The organism is Dongia sp. (assembly GCF_041905885.1).
GTDB lineage: Bacteria > Pseudomonadota > Alphaproteobacteria > Dongiales > Dongiaceae > Dongia.
Genome location: NZ_JAYRKD010000006.1, coordinates 218,783 through 238,378, shown reverse-complemented (window position 1 = coordinate 238,378; position 19,596 = coordinate 218,783). Strand labels below are relative to the sequence as shown.

Sequence of the window (19,596 nt, the reverse complement as noted above, 5' to 3'; positions counted from 1 at the left end):
TCAACGAACTCGCAGGCACCCTCGAGCAACGGGTCCAACCCGAGACGCTATCGGATCATCCCTCGCAAGGGTGAGGCACTGTTCTACACGGCATTCTTCACCTTCTTCATACTCGCGGCACTGGGGAGCTTGCATCCGGAATACGGTGTCGCGACCATGAGCCTTTCGATCGGCTCGGATGGCGACGGTTCGAACGCCGGAGACATCAAAGGGACGATCGCCCACCATCTGCTTGTGGCGCTGGCCATCTTCGTATCGGCGTCGTTTATCATCTGGAACGGCCGTCGTCTGATTCCCGGCAGCCCCTTCAACCATCTCGAAGTGGGACCCGAAGGCTTTGCCGTCAGCGGGCTGCTCGGCCGGAGTCATCGGCCTTGGGCGAGCATCGCCCGGTTTGCCGTTCGGACGTTACCACACATTCAACCACCGATCTTCTGGGTGAGAGCCGTGCCGCGCAAGAGCGGTGACAAGGATTTGCGCTTCTTCATGGGCGGGTATACGCCGTTCAGTGTCTTCCCGACGCGACGAAAAGACGTGGCGGCAATTGCCGACTGGCTGGAAGCGATCAAGAAATCCTATCGTACAGGCACGCCCTTTCCACCTCGACCTGTGGGACTTGCGGCGCACATCATCGAACGGCCGGTGACGACCTCGACGAGTGCAATTGATGCCGACACCAGGGGGAAGCATGGATGAAGTCGTCATAAAGCTGCCGCTGCGACTGATGCCGCGCAAGTTCGGCGCCGTCCTGCTCAGCTTCTTCTTCCTGTTCTTCTTCGGCTTCTCGGTGTTCTGGACCGTCATGGCGGCCATGGGGGTGATGACCGGCGGCATGGAGGACGAGCCCTTTCCAGGCTTCCGCTACGCCTTCCCGGCCTTCGGCATTCCCTTCATGGCGGTCGGCTTCGTCGGTCTCTCGACCGGGCTAATGAAGCTGCTGCCGGGCAGCCCTTATTGGCATGTCGAGATTGCGCCGCAGGGGATCAAGGTGCGGCGCGGCTTCAGGCTGCGGCAGTTCGCCTGGTCGGAAATCTCCCCGTTCGGCATCTCGGCGCGAACCAAGAGCACCAAGGGCGGCAAGGTCACGACCTATTGGGTGGTCGCTCTCCGCGCCGGCGACGAGAGCTACCTTTCCGATGAGAAGCAGCGCTACAACCGTTCGGTCCTGCAGATCGATGCCGGCGAATACACCCAGGACAAGGCCGAGGACGCCGCCACCGCGCTGGCGGATTGGCTGAACGGGATAAGGGCCGAGGCGATCGACCGGCCCGGCCGCGCCGCAACCACCACCGCGGTGCCGCCGGATTTCCGCGGCGCCGTGCGGGAGATCGCAGCCGGCGCCCCGCGCAACCTGACTAAGCCCAGCAGCCGCTCCAGCGTGATCGAGCGATGAAAACGCGCGCAACGGCCCGATTCTGGCTGCGTCCTTCAAAACTCACTGCGCTTCTGATGACGCTGCTCTTTCTGGTCATGCCGGTTCTGTTCACCGCGGTCATGTTCGTGGCGGATCGGAACGACAGCACCGTCGTGGTGAACGGCGAGCTTGTTACCGGAGCGGAACGCGAGCAGGTCGTTGCAGATATCAACTGGGCCATCGCGAAGTCGCTTCTGCCGCTCATGATCATCGGTCTCTGGTCGTTGCGTCGTTTGCTACCACGCAGTCCCTTCGACCACTTCGAGATCGGCCCGGAAGGGTTGGCGCGCCAAGGCATCTTCGGTCGCCGTCGGCTCCCCTGGGAAGAAATCGAAGATATCAAGATCCGAATCATACCCACGAGCAGCATTCCCTTCGCCTGGATGAGCGTCCGACAGAAGACCGGCGAAATTCGCCGCTTCTATTTCAACGGCTACCTTCGGATCAGGCTTTTTTCCGATCTCGGTAAGCAGTCTGGCGAAGTCTCTGATTGGCTCCTTCAGCTCAAGTCAGCCTACATCCAAGGCAATGCGAGGGGTTCATTGCCGCCCGAACCTTGGGGCTTGATCGGAAAGAAGGTTATGCTCGAAGAATCCGGCCTGAATCCCCATGCGTCCGCCAACCGCTCCAGCGTGATCGAGCGATGAAGCGGGTTCAATCCTCCGTTCGCATCATTCCCGCGAAGGCCCAGGCCCTGTTCACCACCCTGGTCTTCGCGGGGTTGCTGTTCGCGTTCTACATTTTTCTGCTGCACGACCTCGATACGGTCATCATCAACGGCAAGGACGTGCATCGCCCGTCACAATATCGTTTGATCTGGATGAGTCTGTTCCTGGCCCTTCCGGTGTTCGGGCTGATCACGCAGGCGCTCCGCCTGCTGCCGGGCAGTCCGTTCGACTTTCTGGAGATCGGACCCGAAGGCTTCACGGTCGGGAAGCTGTTCGGGCGCCGGCATCGGCCCTGGGACGAAATCTCCGGCTTCTCGACCGGCAGCATTACATTGAGCAAACCGCCGATCACCTGGGTAAAGGTCGAGGCGGTGCGACCGATGCGTTTCTTCGTGTTGGGATACGTCCGGCTCAAGCTCTTCAGCAGCACCGACGCGCAGATCCGGGAGATCGCCGATTGGCTCGACCAGGTGCGCGAATCCTATTCCTCCGGCGATGGCGCGCTCCCCATCCCGCCGGAAGCCTTTGCCGGGACCATCATTCCGCTGACCGGCTACAGGGCTACGCCGCAAAGCCGCTCCAGCGTAATCGAGCGCAGGACCCGATGACGACCAAGCATCAATCCGTTGCACTCGAGTTCGTCGCCACGCGGGCGCGCCTGTACGGCGCAGTCGCGGTCGGGTTGCTGGCCTATCTCGGCATGACACTGCTGCCGATGTCGGACTGGCTCAGCGCCGCCGCGCTGAAACCGGCGCTGGCCTGGGACCTGACGACCATCGCCTATCTCATCCCGACATTGGCGATGATCCACAGCCCGGACAAGGGCCGGATCCGCCAGCGCGCCAAGGCGATCGACATCCGCTTGGGCGAGATCATCGCCATCGTGGTGCTGGCCGGCGCCTTCAGCCTGTTCGCAGTCGCCGGCGTGCTGGAGCGCGCGAAGGAGGTCGAAGGCACCGACCGCGCGCTGCATCTCGGGATCGGCGTGCTGACGGTGTTCCTCTCCTGGGTCACGCTGCATGTGATCTATGCCGTGCATTACGCGCATCTCTTTTACGACCCGGCGGAGCGGAAGGACGCCGGCAAGATCCGCGGCGGACTCGAGTTCCCGGAGACCAAGGAGCCGGACTACTGGGACTTTGTCTATTTCTCCCTGGTGATCGGCATGACTTGCCAGGTCTCCGACGTCCAGGTCACGGCCCGGCACATGCGGCACCTGGTGACCGCGCAGGGAATCATCGCCTTCTTCTACAACACGGTGATCGTGGCGCTGGCGGTCAACATCGCGGCCGGGCTGAACTGAGTGATCGCCGTCACAAGCTCGGTCTGACCGCTGAACGGGCGCCGCGCGGCGGCCGACTGTCCTGGTATTCCGGGCGCTTCAGTCCGGATCACAGGATGGAGGTCACCATGACCCGTCAGACCCAGTCGATCCGCGAGACCGAGACCAACGCGCTTTCCGAGGCCGAACTGGACCAGGTTTCGGCCGGACTGCTTCCCGCCGTGCACGACCGCACCATCATTGCCGTCCAGCCGCAGGCCGTCATGGGCGACGGCAGCGTGAAGCCGGCGGCCGAGAAGGCACTGATCGGGTTGCTGTAAGGCCAAGACCACGACGTCACCCGCGGGCTTGACCCGCGGGTCTGTCGCCGACAGATGCCCGGGTCACGCCCGGGCATGACGCATTTTATTCCGCCGCGCGGTCGAATTGCAGCGCGGCCAGGCGCGCGTAGAGTCCGCCCTGCCCGCTGAGCTCCGCATGGCTGCCGATGGCGTCGACCCGGCCATGGTCCAGCACCAGGATGCGGTCGCATTTCAGCACCGTCGCCAGGCGATGCGCGATCACGATCGTGGTGCGGTCCTGCATGATCTGGTCCAGCGCCTTCTGCACCACGCGCTCGCTCTCGGCGTCGAGCGCGCTGGTCGCCTCGTCCAGCAGCAGCAGAGCCGGGTTGCGCAAGATCGCGCGCGCAATCGCGATGCGCTGGCGCTGGCCGCCGGAGAGACGCACCCCGCGTTCGCCGAGGAAGGTGTCGTAGCCCTGCGGCAAGCGCTCCAGGAACTCGTCGGCATGGGCCGCGCGCGCGGCGGCCCGAATCTCCGCGTCGCTGGCGTCCGGGCGGCCGTAGCGGATATTCTCCAGGGCACTGGTCGAGAAGATCACCGGGTCCTGCGCGACCAGGCCGATCTGGCGCCGCAGATCCTCCGGCGCCAGGTCGCGCAAATCGATGCCGTCGAAGGCGACCTTGCCCGCCTCGGGATCGTAGAAGCGCAAGAGCAGTTGGAAGACCGTGGTCTTGCCGGCGCCCGAGGGGCCGACGATCGCGATCTTCTCGCCCGGCTTCACATGCAAGGTGAAGCCGTCGAGCGCGGTCGCCTCGGGCCGTGACGGATAGCGAAAGGTGACATTGTCGAAGCTGACGGCGCCGCGCGCGGGCAGCGGGATCGGCCGCGCAATCGCCGGCACGGTGATCGTCGGCCGGGTGTCCAGAAGCTCGAGGATGCGCTCCATGGCCCCGGCGGCGCGCTGCAGGTCGGCCATCACCTCGCTGACCGCGCCGGCGCAGCCGGCGACCACGATCGCGTAGAACACGAACTGGGTGAGAGCGCCGCCGGAGAGCTTGGCGCCGACCACGTCGTGGCCACCGATCCAGAGGATGAAGCTGATCGCGCCCAGCACCAGCGCGATCGCCATGAAGGTCAGAATGGCGCGGGCGCGTATCCGCAGCATCGCCGTCGAGAAAGCCTGCTCGACCCGGTCCTTGAAGGTCGCGCGGTCGAGATCCTCGTGGCTATAGGCCTGCACCGCGCGGATGCCGTAGAGCGATTCCGCGGCGTCGGCCGAGACCTCGCCGATCTTGTCCTGGGAGAGCCGCGAGAGATGCCGGACCCGCCGCGCGAACATCACGATCGGCACCACCACGATCGACAGCAGGACGATGGTCAAGCCGGTCAGCTTCGGGCTGGTGATGAAGAGGCCGATGAAGCCACCGAGCAGCAGGATCGAATTGCGCAGCGCGACCGAGACCGAGGAGCCGATCACGGTCTGGATCAAGGTGGTGTCGGTGGTGAGGCGGGAGATCACCTCGCCGGTGCGGGTCACCTCGAAGAAGCCCGGCGAGAGGCCGATGATGTGGCTGAAGATCGCGCGGCGCATGTCGGCGACCACGCGCTCGCCGATCCAGGAGACCAGGTAGAACCGCGCCGCGGTGCCCAGCGCCAGCAGCAGGGCAACCACGCAGAGCGCCAGCACCGCAGTGTTGAGCACGCTGGGATCGCCCTGGCCGAAGCCCTGGTCGATCAGGAATTTGAGGCCGGGGCCGAGCGCCAGCACGGTGCCGGCGGCGACCAGCAAGGCCAGGGTCGCGCCGATTGCCTGAAGGCGATAGGGCCGCAGGAACTTCAGGATGTCGAACAGGATCCGGAAGTCCCGCGACATCGGGCGATCCGGCGGCAGCTCCTTTGGCGCGCGGGCCATCTCCCCCGTCCCTACTGCGTGAGCTGTAGCGGCTTGCCGATCGCGGCGGCGAGCTCGTCCGCCAGCAGGCGATGCAGCTGCGGGCGCGCGCCGTCCACTTCCCGGGTCGAGATCCAGCCGGCTTGCGCGTCATGGCGGAAATGCCAGGCGCCGCTCTTGGGCGAAGACAGCCAGATTTCCCGGTTCGGGGCGTGCTTGTTGATGAGGTAGGTCCCGCCGCCTTCCAGGCCGATGGTCAGGATGCCGCCTTCCAGGTCCAAGTCCAGGTCATCCAGGGCCTGGTCCTCGATCTCGGCCATCAGGCGGTCCAGCACCTTGCCGGCCTGGCGCTCGAACTCGGGCTCATCCATATGGCCAATCCTCTGGAATTACAGCTGCAAACCGCCAAAAGGCGCCCTGGTTTAATCTTTGCCGGCCGGGCGCGCAATGGCGGCTCTTAACCCCCGTTAACCAATTGCCCCAATGCCAAACCGGGTCAGGCCCCCGGGCCTTGCGCAGCGGGCTTCATGTGGTTATAACGCGCGCCAATTCCGCAGGAGTTTTCGCGATGAAAGAGAAGATTCACCCGGACTACCACGAGATCACCGTGGTGGCGACCGATGGCAGCAAGTTCACCACCCGCACGACCTGGGGCAAAGCCGGCGACACCATGACGCTGGAAATCGACCCGAAGTCGCATCCGGCCTGGACCGGCGTTCACCGCCTGATCGACAGCGGCGGCCAGCTCGCGAAGTTCAACAAGCGCTTCGCCGGCATGGGCCTGAAGAAGGGCAACTCCTAAGCTCCAGTCCGATCCTTTCGGACAAGCGCAAACCGCGGGCCCTTCGGCCCGCGGTTTTGCTTTTGGGACTCGGTGGATTACTGCAGCCTGGGCCCGCCGTTGGCCACCGCGCCGCCTTCGGCGCGCGCCGTCGCCTGATCGTCCAGGCGCGCGATGCGCAGATAAAGCGAATGGCTGCGGGCGAGCAGGCTTTGCAGCTCGTCGGGCAGCTTTTTCGCGGCGTCGGAACTGTCCTTGGCGCAAAGATCGCGGCCGCCCAGGCGGCGATCCGGCAGGGTGGCCTCGGCGATCGACATCTCGCCGGCATGCACCGCGCGGTGGGTCAGCAGCCAGGCCAGGACCTGGGTCAGACGCGCGACCAGCCGCATGGTCTCCATGCTGTTGGCGAGACCCTGCTCCAGGTCCATCTTCTGACTCTCGGCCTCGGCCTTGTCCGTCAGATAGCGCCGGGATTCTGCGAGGAGGCTCATCGCCTCCAGCATGGTCCGGTCGAAGAACTCAATATTGGCCATCCGATACTCGGTATTCTTTCCCTTACGGCGAATAGAGAGAACCCGCGTTATCGCCCCGGGGTCCCGCCGCTCCGTATAGCTTGCCCATATAAGGATTAACAAAGCTTTCCGGTCCTCAAAAATGCGACATTCACGCCCTTGAACCAAAGTTGGGTTTCTCCCACATGGGTGGTGTCGCGGTGCCGTCTCGGGCCGCGATACGAAGATCCGATTAACAACCCAGGGCCGACCCCGTCGGTGGCCCGGCCCACATGTCGCTCATAGGAGGATATGGCCATGCGTACGTTCGATTTTTCCCCCCTTTTTCGTTCCTCGGTCGGCTTTGATCGTCTGGCGCAGCTGATGGACTCGGCGCGCGACGACGCCCCGACCTACCCGCCCTACAACATCGAGCGGACCGGTGAAGACCAGTACCGCATCACCATGGCGGTCGCCGGCTTCGCCGAGAGCGACATCGAGATTACCGCGCAGGAGAATGCGCTGACCGTCGTCGGCAAGCAGCCGAAGGACGAGGCGCCGAAGAGCCTGCTCTATCGCGGCATCGCCGGCCGCCCGTTCCAGCGCCGCTTCGAGCTCGCGGAGTATATCCGCGTCAGCGGCGCCAGCCTCGAGAACGGCCTGCTCCACATCGAGCTCGTCCGTGAGGTGCCCGAGGCCGTGAAGCCCCGGACCATCAAGATCGGCGGCGGCAGCACGCCGAAGGCCGTCGAGCAGAAGGCCGCCTAACAAAGGCCCCTCGAGGAAGATCTGAGGAAACGTCTGGAGTGACGCGCGCCCGCCGGAGAGATCCGGCGGGCGTTCTTGTTTTCAGCGGATGAAGTCGCGGAGCGCCGCCGTCACGTCGTCCGGCGCCTCGGCCATCACCATATGGCCGATGCCGGGGAGCATGCGGATGTCGGTCTTCGGCAGCTTCTCGACGAAAGCCTTGGCGCCCTTCGCCGGCGTCATGCGGTCGGCGGTGCCTTGCAGCAGCAGCACCGGCGCCGCAAGGCTGACACTCTCGGCATCGCGATAGGCATCGCAGGCGGCGAGATCGGCATGCAGCGATCCGGCCGGCGCGCGCTGGATCAGGCGCAGGCCGAGCGGCAGCATCGCCAGGCCCGGCGTCTGGTTGCCGCCGACCTGCCCGGCCGGGCCGAAGCCCCAGCTCGCAATCAGCTCGGCGGCCTTGGGATCGTTGCGCTTCGCGGCGTCCAGCAGATCGGGATGCACCGGCATCTTCGGTGAGAAGCCGACCAGCATCAGGCCGGCGGTGCGGTCCGGCTGGGCGCGCGCGGCTTCCAGGCTGACCAGCGCACCCATCGAATGTCCGACGAAGAAAGCGCGGCCGATCTTCTGCGCGTCGAGCGCGCGCCAGGCCCAGGCCGCCATCTCGGCGATGCTGCCGAGCGCCGGGCCTTCGGACTTGCCGTGGCCGGGCAGATCGAGCGCCAGCGCCGTGCCGCCGTGATGCGCGACATAGCGCCCGGGCAGGGTCCAGACGCTGTGGTCCATGCCGGCGCCGTGCAGGAAGACGGCGACCGGACGATCCGCGCGGACCGACTGCCCGCCGGTCGCCGCGAACACTTTGCGGCCGTCCACATCGAAGATCATTTCTGCCCTAAACCTTTTGCGAGGCCTTCAGCGCCTGGGAGAGGTCGTCGATGATGTCGCCGGCATCTTCGAGCCCGACCGAGAGGCGGATCAACTCCTCGCCGATGCCGGCGGCCTTCAGCGCCGCCTCGTCGAGCTGGCGGTGCGTGGTGCTGGCGGGGTGGAGCACCAGGGTCTTGGCGTCGCCGACATTGGCGAGATGCGAGGCGAGCTTCAGCGCGTCGATGATTTTGCGGCCGGCCGCGCGCCCGCCCTTCACGCCGAGGCTGATCATCGAGCCGGCGCCCTTGGGCAGCAGCTGCTTCACCAGCGCGGCGTCGGGTGAGTCCGGCGAACCCGGATAGTTGACCCATTGCACGGCGGGATCCTGCTTCAGCGCCGCCGCGACCTTCTGCGCATTCTCGACATGGCGCGCCATGCGCAGCGGCAGGGTCTCGACGCCCTGCAGGATGTAAAAGGCGTTGGCCGGCGAGAGGCAGGCGCCGAAATCGCGCAGGCCCTCGAGCCGCGCGCGCATGATGAAGGCGGCGGGACCGAAGTCCTCCGCGAAGTCGATGCCGTGATAGCCGGCATAGGGCTCGGTCAGGGTCGGGAACTTGCCGGAGGCTTCCCAGTCGAATCTGCCGCCGTCGACCAGCGCGCCGCCGATCGCGAGCCCATGGCCGCCGAGCCACTTGGTTGCCGAATGCAGCACCAGGTCGGCGCCCTGCTCGATCGGCCGGCTGAGATACGGCGTGGTGAAGGTCGCATCGACCAGCAGCGGCAGCTTCGCCTCATGCGCGACCGCGGCGAGTGCGGGAACGTCGAGCACTTCGAGGCCGGGATTGCCGATCGTCTCCGCGAAGATCAGGCGCGTTTCGGGGCGAATCGCCTTGCGGAAACCCTCGATGTCGCGCGGCTTGACGAAGCTGGTGGTGATGCCGAAGCGCGGCAGGGTCAGGCGGAAGAGATTGAGGCTGCCGCCATAGAGCGCCGCCGAGGCGACGATATGGCCGCCGCTGTCCATCAGGGTCGCGATGGCGAGGAAGAGCGCGGCGTGGCCGCTGGCGGTGCAGACCGTGCCGACGCCGCCTTCCAGCGCCGCGATCCGCTCCTCCAGCACGCCGACCGTCGGGTTGCTGATGCGCGAATAGATGTGGCCGGGGCTTTCGAGATTGAACAGCGCCGCCGCGTGATCGGAATTGTCGAACACGTAGGACGTGGTCTGATAGATCGGCACCGCGCGCGCGCCGGTCACCGGATCAGGTTGCTGACCCGCATGCAGCGACAGTGAATCGAATTTCAGGAATTTCGCATCGGCCATGACGTCACGCGCGCATGTTGCAAGGCGCCTTGCATATCAGATTTCGCGCAAAAAAGCTGAGGGCCGCTCTGCTGGTTTCCCAGCGGCGGCCCTCGTTTTTACGTAAGCCTCGACCTGTCTAACTTGCAGCAGGGGGGACGTTACGAGTGACCTCCATCACCGTCAAGCGTGAAACGCGACAAACTGTAACAGGGGACATCAATTCCCCTCTTGCAATTTTCAAAATTCACGGGCGCGCGAGGCGGTCTGACCAAAAGAAAAATGCCGCCGGCAGAACCGGCGGCAAGTTAGACAGGGAGGCATGAAACTGGATCGTCGGAAAGATCCAGGAAGAAAAGCAGGGAAAGCCGCTTTTCCGATTGCCAAAATAACGCGAAGATGTGAACAAAATGTTAACGATGCCGCCGACGCTTGCGCGATCTGTAGCGGCGTCGGGACGCAGGTGACCCCATTGATAGCTATGTGACAGGGGCACTGGGTCAGGGTACGGTTAGGCGCGCGTGGTTAAAGGGCTGGTCGGTTAGGTCCGATACCCGGATTCGCCGGCGGACCGCGCGGAAGATCGCTCGCAGCCTTATGGGGAGAACGCCATGCTCAGCAACGCCGTGGAGCGGGTTCATGATTGCAACCCGGTCGATAATCCTGCCTTCCGCCTCGTGCTCGAAGAGTTGTTGGCGCGCGGCCACGCCAAGTTGAAAATCAGCCGCGAAACTCGCCACCAGATCGACCATACTTTTGCCGTTGCCCGCGAATACTTCGCGAAACCCTTTCCCGAGAAATCCGCTTTCGCCTTGCCCCGCTATGTCGAGGGCTACCGCGAGATCGGCCTGGAATATTCCCAGGTCAAGGAGCGGCCCGACCTCACCGAAAGCTTCTCGCTCTGGAACCGCAACCGCGCGCATGCCGACGCCGCGGGCTGGACCCAGAGCTGCCCGATCCACCAGGAGCTGCGTCGCACCATCGACGATCTCTCCACTTACGTCGCCGGTCTGTTCCAGACCATGGCCGACAAGTGGGCGCCCGGCACGGTCGGCCCCAAGTTCCAGCGCGCCTCCTACATCCAGGTGAACTACTACGAGCCGGCGCAGCACAGCCGCGACATGCTGCAGGACGGCCATGAGGACGGACACCTGATCACGCTGGTGACGTCGAACGCGCCGGGACTGGAGGCCGAGATCGACGGCAAGTATCAGCCGGTCGATATCGGCCCGGACGAGTTCCTGATCATGCCGGGAAGCCTGCTGACCTTGATGACCGGCGGCGCGATCCCGCCGCTGTTCCACCAGGTCAAGAACAGCCGGCGCCAGGACCCGCGCTACTCGATGATGTTCTTCGTGAACCCAGAGGGCAACCAGGTGCTGGAGCCCTGGATCCGCAACGAGACCAATAAGGATGCGGACGTCATCGCCGAGGCCAATGCCTTGCCGCTGAAATTCGGCCTGCCGACGCTTGAGGACGGCACCGAGGGCCGCGGCCGCTAGGCGCGCCGGCATCAAGTCTTGAAAAGGCCCGCCGCGGCAGAAAGGTGGGCCTTCTTCTTTTGCATATTCTCCTCGACCCGGCGGATCTCGGCCTTCAGCTCCTCGATATATTCCGCGAGATCCTCGACCGACATCGGGTCGAGATTCTTGGGCTTGGGCTTGGCTTTCCGCGGTTCGAGATCGTCGGTGTCCATGGAAGGCTCCTCGCTGTTGGCGGCATGATGGCCCCGGCCGCGCCGGTTTCCAAGCCCGGCTTTCTCCGCTATTGATCGCTCGCAACGGAGGACCGCCATGACCCTGCCTGCTGAAATGAACTGCGTCGTGCTGGACGGCTTCGGCGGTCCGGAAGTGCTGAAGCCCGGCAAGCGGCCGGTGCCGGCGATCGGCGCCGAGGAGGTGCTGATCAAGGTCGCGGCGGCCGGCATCAATCGCCCCGACGTGCTGCAGCGGACCGGCAACTACACGCCGCCGCCCGGCGCCTCCGATCTGCCCGGCCTCGAAGTCGCCGGCACGATCGCCGCCGTCGGCAGCGGGGTTAAGGATTGGAAGCTCGGCGATCCGGTCATGGCGCTGGTGGCCGGCGGCGGCTATGCCGAATATTGCGCAGCACCCGCGCCGCAATGCCTGCCGGTGCCCAAAGGCTTCAGCATGGTCGAGGCCGGCGCGGTGCCGGAGACTTTCTTCACGGTCTGGACCAATGTCTTCGACCGCGGCCGGCTGAAGGCCGGCGAGACCTTCATGGTTCATGGCGGATCCAGCGGAATCGGCACCACCGCGATCCAGCTGGCACACTTGTTCGGCGCCAAGGTGATCACCACGGTCGGCGGCGCCGACAAGGCGGAGGCCTGCCGCAAGCTCGGTGCCGATCTCGCGGTCAACTACCGCGAGGCGGATTTCGTCGAGGCGGTCACGAAGTTCACCGAGAAGCGCGGTGTCGATCTCATCCTCGACATGGTCGGCGGCGACTACATCAACCGCAACCTCGCCTGCCTAGCCGTGGACGGCCGGCTGGTGCAGATCGCCTTCCTGCAGGGCGCCAAGGCGGAGATCAACCTCGCCGCGGTGATGATGAAGCGCCAGACCATCACCGGCTCGACACTGCGCCCGCGCTCGGTGGCCCAGAAAGGCGAGATCGCCGCGGCGCTCAAGAGCCACGTCCTGCCGCTGTTCGCGGCGGGCAAGGCCAAACCGGTCATCTACAAGACCCTGAAGCTCGCCGAAGCCGCCGAAGGCCACCGGCTGATGGAATCCAGCGCGCATATCGGGAAGATAGTTCTTACCGTTTGAACGCGGGTGGCGCTTTGCCGCCATCTCCGTTATCTTTTGGGAGATGGAGTGATGAAAAATGCGCGCTAAAGTTATGCCGGCAGATAGGATCAGAGATCGCTTGGCCGCAGATGGGGTGACCCGGCAGGACGTTGCCGACGCAGTGCGCTGGGTGCGGCGAACATCGCGTTCGACTAAAGCCGCGAAAGCAACTGGCCTCGGGTCGAGGCTGTCAAGAAAAACTAAATAAATCAATCATTTGACGAGAAGAACCGCCGTCATTCAGTCGGCGATTTGAAAAAGCTACGTCTAGTTTCTCCTTGGAGAAACCCCCGCCAAATGCTATTTCCCGCGCTGAATTGGTGTCGCTGCCGTATTGGCGCGCCCTGATCAAAACCCCAAATGGTCAAGTAACGGACTTGGCCGCCCGCCGGCTGAAACCCGGCGGCCGAGGAGGAGGATTTTATGGCTGCACCGCAACTTCTGATGCCGAAGGCGACCGCCGTCTGGCTGGTGGAGAACACCACGCTCACCTTCGACCAGATCGGCGCCTTCTGCAATCTGCACCCGCTGGAAGTCCAGGGCATAGCCGACGGCGAGGTCGCGATCGGCATCGTCGGTCTCGACCCGACCACCAACGGCCAGCTCACCAAGGAAGAGATCGAGCGCTGCGAGAAGGACGGGACCCAGCGCCTGAAGATGGCCAAGGTCGCGATCCCGCTGCCGCTGACCCGCAGCAAGGGCCCGCGCTACACGCCGGTCTCCAAGCGCCAGGACAAGCCGGACGCCGTCGCCTGGCTGGTGCGCCATCACCCGGAGCTGACCGACGCGCAGATCTCGCGCCTGATCGGCACCACCAAGCAGACCATCGCCGCGGTGCGCGACCGCACCCACTGGAACTCGGCCAACCTGCGCCCGCGCGATCCGGTGCTGCTGGGCCTCTGCACCCAGACCGATCTCAACAACGCGATCCTCAAGGCCCGCAAGGCCGCCGGCAAGCCGGCGACCCTCGACCCGCTGCCCGGCGCCGAGCCGATCGTCGAGGAACCGATGCAGGAGCCGAAGGAGAAGTCGCGCTTCGACATCGGCTCGTTCTTCCCGAGCAAGAACTGACGCCTTCGCTCTCTTGAGCAAGCCGGCTAAACCGACGCGCCGCGCCCCGACCGGGCGCGGCGTTTCTTTTGTGACGGTGGTCGGTGGTTCGAACATCGACATCAAGGTCGCGATCAAGGGACCGACCATTCCCGCGACCTCCAATCCCGGCATGGCGATGATGTCGCCGGGCGGGGTCGGGCGGAACATCGCGCATAACCTCGCCCGGCTCGACGTCGCGGTGAAGCTGATCAGCGCGGTGGGGCGCGACGCGCAAGGCGATCACCTGCTCGACGCGACCAAGGCGGCCGGCGTCGATGTCGCGGCGGTGCGGCGCGGCGGCGGCCAAACCGGCGTCTATGCCGCGGTGCTCGACCGTGACGGCGAGCTGGTGATCGGCGTCTCGGCGATGGACATCACCGCGCAGATCACCCAGCGCCTGCTGCAGCGCTGCCACGCCGAGATCGCCGGCGCCGGCTTCCTGGTGGCAGACTGCAATCTCGAGCGCAACTCCCTGCAATGGCTGCAGCAATGCGCCAAGCAGAACGACATCCCCTTCCTGGTCGAGCCGGTCTCGGCGGTCAAGGTCGAGAAACTCAATGCCATCCTGCGCCGCGGCGCCGCGATCCACACCGTCACGCCGAACCAGCAGCAGCTCGGCGCGCTGACCGGCAGCGATGTGAAGTCGCTCGAAGCGACCGCGAAGGCCGCGCGTGGCCTGCATGATCGCGGCGTCGCCAATGTGCTGGTCGGGCTGGGGCCGGAAGGTGCCTTGCTATCTTCCATCCAGGGCGACGAGATCAGGCAGCACCATGTCCCGGCCGCACAGGCAAAGCCGCAGGACGTGACCGGCGGCGGCGATGCGCATGTGGCGGGCTATGTGGCCGGCTTGGTCGGCGGCATGAAGCCGCTGCAGGCGGCTTTGCTCGGCCAGGCGGCGGCGGGGCTTGCGGTCAGCGCTTCCGAGAGCGTCAGCCGCAAGATGAGCATGAAGAACCTGACCAGCACGGCAGCGGCGCTGAAGCGCCGCGTGAAGGAGCTCTGACATGGCATTCGAGATCGCAACCGAGGTCCAGGACGCGCTGGCAGAGAGCCGGCCGGTGGTGGCGCTGGAATCCACCATCATCGCCCATGGCATGCCGCATCCGCAGAACCTGGAGACCGCGCAGGCGCTGGAGCAGATCATTCGCGACCATGGCGCCGTGCCGGCGACCATCGCCGTCATCGCCGGCGACTACAAGGTGGGCTTGAGCGCCGCCGAGCTCTTCGTGCTGGCAACCGAAAAGGACGTGATGAAGCTCAGCGTGCGCGACCTGCCGCTGGCGGCGGCGAAGCGCCTGCACGGCGCCACCACGGTCGCCGCCACCATGCGCCTCGCGGCCCGCGCCGGGATCCGCGTCTTCGCCACCGGCGGGATCGGCGGCGTGCATCGCGGCGTTGAGACCACGCTCGATGTTTCCGCCGACCTCACCGAGCTCGCCGAGACGCCGGTCGCCGTCGTCTCCGCCGGCGCCAAGTCGATCCTCGACATCGGCCGCACCCTGGAGATGCTGGAGACTCTGAGCGTGCCGGTGATCGCCTACAAGACCGACCGCTTCCCCGCCTTCTATTCGCGCGAGAGCGGCTTCGCCGCGCCGATGCGCCTCGACACGCCGCTGGAGATCGCGACTTTCCTGAAGGCGCGCTGGGAGCTTTCGCCCCCCGGCCAACCTAAGAGGGGCGGAGTCAGCATCGCCAACCCGATCCCGGCCGGCGACGAGATTCCGGCGGCGAAGATCGAAGGCACGATCCGCGCCGCGCTCGAAGAGGCCGCGAAGCAAGGCATCGCCGGCAAGGAGACGACGCCCTTCCTGCTGAAGCGCGTCAACGAAGTGACGGCCGGCGCCAGCCTCAAGGCCAATATCGCGCTGGTGAAGAACAACGCGCGGCTGGCCGCCGAGATCGCCGTCGCCCTGGCCGAGCGATAGCGCTAGCCACCATTCTCCTCCCCCAAGATTGGGGGAGGGAGTCTTATTGGTGCGGAACCCATACCGTTGGCCTCGGATTAGTCCCGAAAGGAGCACCGAAGCATGGCGGATCAGAACGGCGACGTGGGCAAGTTCAAGCGGGCGCTCGACAAGCAGAACCAGGTCGAGCGCGGGCGCAGTTCACCCGAAAAGCACAGGCGCGACACGGCCGAGGGCGAAGCGGCCCATCATGGGCTCGGCGCGCTGGAAAAGCACAGCAAGGGCCGGCCCAAGCAGGGGCAGACCGCGACGACCAAGAAGTCGCCACAATCCGCCCGCAGCCAGGCGCGCTGATCAGTTCTTGACGATGTCCAGCCGCTTGTCCGCGTTCACAGCGCACGTCGCGCTGGGAATGCCCTGGTCCTCCGGAGCGTTGGCCCAAGAGTCGGGCAGATAGAGCGGCTTGTTCTTCTTGATTTGCGCGTTGGAGACCATGCGCGCCTGCTTGCCGTTCTTGGCCTGCGAATAGACCACGCCGATGCCGAAGCTCGGGCGGGCGTTGTCGCCTTCCCATTTCACGCGATAGACCGTGACGTCGTGGCCGAGTTCGTCCTTGGACGGCCAATGGGTGACGGTCGGCAGCGGCTCGAAGGCATTGGCGCCGGGATAGGTCTTGCCGTCCAGGCCGATCGCGAACTGGCGATAGATGTAGGTCTCGCCGTTCGGCCCGTCATTGTCCTCCGGGTTCGCCATCTCGGAAACCCAGACCTCGATATGCGGCTGGCCCACCCAGGACTTGGCCTTGCCGGATTTCAATTCGGCTTCGGCGGTCGGGTCGAAGACCTGGATCAGCAGCGAGGCTTCGCTTTCCTTGATGGCCCGCACGGTCGCCGCGCCCTCGTCGATCGGCTTGCCGAACACCATGAAGCCGTGGAGGCCGTCGGTGGTGAGCTCGCGGGCGCAATCGCCGAGCACGGTGCCCTCGGGGTAGCCGTTGCCGTCGTCGTCGGGGCCGGCATTGGGGAACGGGATCGCGTAGCCGCCGGCGATCTTGGGACCGGTCGGCAAGGTCGCATCCGGGCCGTTCGGCCAATCCGGACAGCCGATCTCGTCGTCTTCCTTGTATTTGAAGCCGGCAACCGATCCGACCTGGCGCGCCGACAAGGTGGTGCGGTCGACTTCGGTATAGGTGCCGCTGCCGGGGATGGCGTTGTGATAGCTGCAGTCGAACTCTTTCACGACGGCGAGCGGGCTGAGGCGAATCTGCTTGGTGGAGACCCAGCGCCAGGCGGAGCCGCCGCTCTGGTCCCAGGTGATCATGTTGGGGGTGACTTCGATCATGTCCTCGCCCATGCCGGCGGAGCCATAGCCGTCGTTGCACAGCGCGAGGACGCGCTTCGGCGCCTCGGCGCCGGCGATCAGCCAGAGCTCGCGGCCGCCATCATGGTCCGGTGCGTCGGTCGCTTCCGGATCGCCGATGCAGCCGTCTTCGGGCGCTTCCGCCGGCTTGTCGACGACGTCGAAATGCACGTCGACCACCGTCAGCTTGACGTTGCCCGGCCCCTGCCCGGCATCCACCGTGGTCGTCTTGCAGGTCTTGCGCGCGCCACAGATCGCGGACTGCTGGTCCGGCGAGAGATCGGCGGCGAAGACTGGTGATGAAAGGAAGATGACGGCGGCGATCGCCAACCAGCGGAACATGAATTGACTCGCTTTTCCAGAGACCCCGAATGCGGCGCAGCATATGGGTCTCGCGAGTCAGCGCAACGGTTCAAGCGTGGAAATGTGATGCAGCGCAGGCTGCAGCCGTGACCGCGGTCACAGCTGCAGCCTGTCTCTGTTCGTTACGCCGCGGTCCAGTCGAACTTGCTCATCGGCAGGACGCGGATGCGCTTGCCGGTGGCGGCGAAGACCGCGTTGGCGACAGCCGGGCCGATCGGCGGGACGCCGGGCTCGCCGACACCGGTCGGGCCTTCCTTGGACTGCAGGATATGCACTTCGACCTGCGGCATCTCGTCGAGATGCAGCACTTCATAGCCGTCGAAGTTGGTCTGCTCGACCGCACCGTCCTTCAGGGTGATCTCGCCCTTCAGGATGGCGCTCAAGCCGTAGCCGATCCCGCCTTCCATCTGCGCCTTGATCACGTCCGGATTGACGGCGGTGCCGCAGTCGACCGCGCAGATCACGCGCTCGACCTTGACCGTGCCCTGATCGACCGAGACATCGACCACCTGCGCCACATAGGAGCCGAAGGATTCGGCGACGGCGACGCCGCGGCCCCTAAGGGATCCATTAGGGCCCTTCTCCAAGGCCTGGCCCCAGCCGGAAGCCTCCTTCACCTTCTCGAGCACCGCCTTGTGCCGCGGCTTGTCGCCGAGCATGGCGAGGCGGAACTCGATCGGGTCCTGGCCCGCGGCCTGCGCCACCTCGTCGATCACCACCTCGGTCGAATAGGCGGTGTGGGTGCTGCCGACCGAGCGCCACCACAAGACCGGCACGCCGACCTTGGTCGTGACCAGGTCCACATGGATGTTCGGCACCGCATAAGGCAGCGTCGAAGCGCCCTCGACCGAAGTCGGATCGACCCCGTTCTGGATCATGCCGGCGAATGGGCCATCCGCCATGATCGACTGGCCAACGATGCGGTGCTGCCAGGCGACCAGCTTCCCCGCGCCGTCGAGACCGGCCGACATCTTGTGGAAGTACATCGGGCGATAGCGGCCGCCGGTCATGTCGTCCTCGCGGGTCCAGACCAGCTTGACCGGCGCTTTCCAACCGATCGCCTTGGCGGTCGCGACCGCTTCGGCGATCACATCGCCGTCGCCGACCGCGCGGCGGCCGAAGCTGCCGCCGGTCATCATGACGTGGAGCACGATCTTGTCCGGCGTGGTCTCGGCAATCCCGGCCGCGATGCCCTGGTAGAGGTCGGGCATCTGGTGGCCGCCCCAGATCTCGATCTTGTCGCCGTCCTTGCGGGCGACGGCATCGAGCGGCTCCATGGCGGCATGGGCGAGGTAGGGGAACTCGAACTCCGCCGAGATCACCTTGGCCGCCGACTTCATCGCCGCGTCGGCGTCGCCGTCATGGCGTGCCACCGCGGCCTCGCTGCCGGCGGCGAGCTTCTTGTATTCCGCCATCAGCTCCGGCGAGCCGCGCTTCTCGGCCTTGCTGTCGTCCCATTCGACCTTCAAGGCTTTGCGGCCTTCCATGGCGTTCCAGGTGCTGTCGGCGACGACTGCGACGCCGCGCGGGATCTGCACCACATCGACCACGCCCTTCACCTGCTTGGCGGCCGCGGCATCGAAGGACTTCACCGTGGCGCCGAACAGCGGCGGACGTGCGACCACGGCGTAGAGCATGCCCGGCAGCTTCACGTCGAGCGTGAAGGTCTGATGCCCGGTGGTCTTCGCCGGAGAGTCGAGACGGCGGAGATCGGCATTGCCGATCAGGGTCCAGGCGCCGGCGTCTTTCAAGGTGACGTCAGCCGGCGGCGTTTCCTTGGCCGCGGCTTCGGCGAGCTCGCCGAAGGTCGCGGTCTTGCCGCTGCCGTGGCTGACCACGCCTTTCGCGACCGTGATCTCGCCCGCCGGCACATTCCATTGCTTGGCGGCGGCGTTGACCAGCATCACCCGCGCCATGGCGCCGGCGCGGCGATAGCGGTCGAACGAGCTCATCGTCGCCGTTGAACCACCGGTGCCCTGGAACTTGCCGCCGAAGGCAACATTGCCGTAGAGCGCCGGGTTGCCGTAGCCGCCTTCGACCTCCATCTGCGACCAGTCGGACTCAAGCTCCTCCGCGACCAGGGTCGCGGTTCCGGTGTAGATGCCCTGGCCCATGTCGAGATGTGCGGCGAGCACGGTCACCTTGTTCTCGGGCGAGATACGGATATAGCCCTCGAAGGGACTGCCGGCCCCCGCGGCCTGCGCACTGGTGATGCGGCCTCCCAGGCCATGCCAGCCGATCACGAGACCGGCGCCGGCAACGACGCCGGCTTTGAGGAAGTTGCGGCGGCTCGGGGTGATGGCGTTGATGGGCAGTGCGTCGTTCTTGCGGATCAACATG

Annotated in this window: 22 protein-coding genes; 14 read left to right on the top strand and 8 right to left on the bottom strand. The window is 65.5% G+C overall.

Annotated features, from left to right (window positions below):
* The first annotated feature begins 156 nt into the window (after positions 1–156).
* The 6 genes from ACH2CY_RS08740 (at position 157) to ACH2CY_RS08715 (ending at position 3,684) form a co-directional block, all read left to right on the top strand.
* The gene (locus ACH2CY_RS08740) at positions 157–696 is read left to right on the top strand and encodes a hypothetical protein (RefSeq protein WP_395018212.1); all 540 of its coding nucleotides are present in this window, start codon (positions 157–159) and stop codon (positions 694–696) included.
* A complete protein-coding gene (locus ACH2CY_RS08735; protein WP_395018210.1) occupies positions 689–1,393 on the top strand; it encodes a hypothetical protein in 705 nt (234 codons plus the stop codon). Before ACH2CY_RS08740 ends, ACH2CY_RS08735 begins: the two co-directional genes overlap by 8 nt.
* Entirely contained in the window at positions 1,390–2,061 is a 672-nt protein-coding gene (locus ACH2CY_RS08730; protein ID WP_395018208.1) for a PH domain-containing protein, read from the top strand. Before ACH2CY_RS08735 ends, ACH2CY_RS08730 begins: the two co-directional genes overlap by 4 nt.
* Positions 2,058–2,690, top strand: a complete 633-nt coding sequence (locus tag ACH2CY_RS08725; protein ID WP_395018206.1) for a hypothetical protein — start codon at positions 2,058–2,060, stop codon at positions 2,688–2,690. The genes ACH2CY_RS08730 and ACH2CY_RS08725 overlap by 4 nt, the downstream gene beginning before the upstream one ends.
* On the top strand, positions 2,687–3,385 hold the full coding sequence (locus ACH2CY_RS08720; protein WP_395018205.1) for a DUF1345 domain-containing protein: 699 nt from the start codon (positions 2,687–2,689) through the stop codon (positions 3,383–3,385). Before ACH2CY_RS08725 ends, ACH2CY_RS08720 begins: the two co-directional genes overlap by 4 nt.
* A gap of 107 nt (positions 3,386–3,492) precedes the next feature.
* The gene (locus ACH2CY_RS08715; protein ID WP_395018204.1) at positions 3,493–3,684 is read left to right on the top strand and encodes a hypothetical protein; all 192 of its coding nucleotides are present in this window, start codon (positions 3,493–3,495) and stop codon (positions 3,682–3,684) included.
* A gap of 85 nt (positions 3,685–3,769) precedes the next feature.
* On the opposite strand, the gene ACH2CY_RS08710 is transcribed toward ACH2CY_RS08715, so the two are convergent.
* Both ACH2CY_RS08710 and cyaY read right to left on the bottom strand, forming a co-directional pair.
* On the bottom strand, positions 3,770–5,560 hold the full coding sequence (locus ACH2CY_RS08710; RefSeq protein WP_395018202.1) for an ABC transporter transmembrane domain-containing protein: 1,791 nt from the start codon (positions 5,558–5,560) through the stop codon (positions 3,770–3,772).
* 11 nt (positions 5,561–5,571) lie between these two features.
* Entirely contained in the window at positions 5,572–5,910 is a 339-nt protein-coding gene (gene cyaY, locus ACH2CY_RS08705; protein ID WP_395018200.1) for an iron donor protein CyaY, read from the bottom strand.
* 197 nt (positions 5,911–6,107) lie between these two features.
* Between cyaY and rpmE the strand changes: the two genes are divergently transcribed.
* Positions 6,108–6,341 (top strand): 50S ribosomal protein L31, encoded by a 234-nt coding sequence (rpmE, locus tag ACH2CY_RS08700; protein WP_395018199.1) that lies wholly within the window; start codon positions 6,108–6,110, stop codon positions 6,339–6,341.
* Between the two features lie 77 nt (positions 6,342–6,418).
* On the opposite strand, the gene ACH2CY_RS08695 is transcribed toward rpmE, so the two are convergent.
* Complete coding sequence (locus ACH2CY_RS08695; RefSeq protein WP_395018197.1) at positions 6,419–6,853, bottom strand: DUF1465 family protein; 435 nt, start codon at positions 6,851–6,853, stop codon at positions 6,419–6,421.
* A 276-nt stretch (positions 6,854–7,129) separates the two neighbouring features.
* Here ACH2CY_RS08695 and ACH2CY_RS08690 point away from each other — a divergent pair, with 276 nt between their 5' ends.
* Positions 7,130–7,579: an Hsp20 family protein gene (locus tag ACH2CY_RS08690; protein WP_395018195.1), complete on the top strand. Its 450-nt coding sequence runs from the start codon at positions 7,130–7,132 to the stop codon at positions 7,577–7,579.
* A gap of 81 nt (positions 7,580–7,660) precedes the next feature.
* Here ACH2CY_RS08690 and ACH2CY_RS08685 read toward each other — a convergent pair whose 3' ends face one another.
* Positions 7,661–8,446 (bottom strand): alpha/beta fold hydrolase, encoded by a 786-nt coding sequence (locus tag ACH2CY_RS08685; protein ID WP_395018194.1) that lies wholly within the window; start codon positions 8,444–8,446, stop codon positions 7,661–7,663.
* A gap of 7 nt (positions 8,447–8,453) precedes the next feature.
* Positions 8,454–9,749 (bottom strand): O-acetylhomoserine aminocarboxypropyltransferase, encoded by a 1,296-nt coding sequence (locus tag ACH2CY_RS08680; protein ID WP_395018192.1) that lies wholly within the window; start codon positions 9,747–9,749, stop codon positions 8,454–8,456.
* Positions 9,750–10,339: 590 nt separating this feature from the next.
* Here ACH2CY_RS08680 and ACH2CY_RS08675 point away from each other — a divergent pair.
* The gene (locus ACH2CY_RS08675) at positions 10,340–11,230 is read left to right on the top strand and encodes a 2OG-Fe(II) oxygenase family protein (RefSeq protein ID WP_395018190.1); all 891 of its coding nucleotides are present in this window, start codon (positions 10,340–10,342) and stop codon (positions 11,228–11,230) included.
* 11 nt (positions 11,231–11,241) lie between these two features.
* On the opposite strand, the gene ACH2CY_RS08670 is transcribed toward ACH2CY_RS08675, so the two are convergent.
* Entirely contained in the window at positions 11,242–11,424 is a 183-nt protein-coding gene (locus tag ACH2CY_RS08670; protein ID WP_395018189.1) for a DUF1192 domain-containing protein, read from the bottom strand.
* Positions 11,425–11,521: 97 nt separating this feature from the next.
* Between ACH2CY_RS08670 and ACH2CY_RS08665 the strand changes: the two genes are divergently transcribed.
* The 5 genes from ACH2CY_RS08665 to ACH2CY_RS08645 all read left to right on the top strand — a co-directional run bounded on the left by ACH2CY_RS08665 (position 11,522) and on the right by ACH2CY_RS08645 (position 15,888).
* Complete coding sequence (locus tag ACH2CY_RS08665) at positions 11,522–12,517, top strand: NAD(P)H-quinone oxidoreductase (protein WP_395018188.1); 996 nt, start codon at positions 11,522–11,524, stop codon at positions 12,515–12,517.
* A gap of 444 nt (positions 12,518–12,961) precedes the next feature.
* Positions 12,962–13,609: a DUF1013 domain-containing protein gene (locus ACH2CY_RS08660; protein WP_395018186.1), complete on the top strand. Its 648-nt coding sequence runs from the start codon at positions 12,962–12,964 to the stop codon at positions 13,607–13,609.
* A gap of 70 nt (positions 13,610–13,679) precedes the next feature.
* Complete coding sequence (locus ACH2CY_RS08655; protein ID WP_395018184.1) at positions 13,680–14,633, top strand: carbohydrate kinase family protein; 954 nt, start codon at positions 13,680–13,682, stop codon at positions 14,631–14,633.
* Position 14,634: 1 nt separating this feature from the next.
* Positions 14,635–15,555, top strand: coding sequence for a pseudouridine-5'-phosphate glycosidase (locus ACH2CY_RS08650; RefSeq protein ID WP_395018183.1), 921 nt, complete (start codon positions 14,635–14,637; stop codon positions 15,553–15,555).
* Between the two features lie 102 nt (positions 15,556–15,657).
* Positions 15,658–15,888 carry a hypothetical protein gene (locus ACH2CY_RS08645; protein WP_395018182.1) on the top strand — a complete coding sequence of 77 codons (231 nt, stop codon included), beginning with the start codon at positions 15,658–15,660 and terminating at the stop codon, positions 15,886–15,888.
* On the opposite strand, the gene ACH2CY_RS08640 is transcribed toward ACH2CY_RS08645, so the two are convergent.
* Together ACH2CY_RS08640 and ACH2CY_RS08635 are read right to left on the bottom strand one after the other, a co-directional pair.
* Positions 15,889–17,235, bottom strand: a complete 1,347-nt coding sequence (locus ACH2CY_RS08640; protein ID WP_395018180.1) for a hypothetical protein — start codon at positions 17,233–17,235, stop codon at positions 15,889–15,891.
* Between the two features lie 143 nt (positions 17,236–17,378).
* On the bottom strand, positions 17,379–19,595 hold the full coding sequence (locus ACH2CY_RS08635; protein WP_395018179.1) for a molybdopterin cofactor-binding domain-containing protein: 2,217 nt from the start codon (positions 19,593–19,595) through the stop codon (positions 17,379–17,381).
* Between the last annotated feature and the right edge of the window lies 1 nt (position 19,596).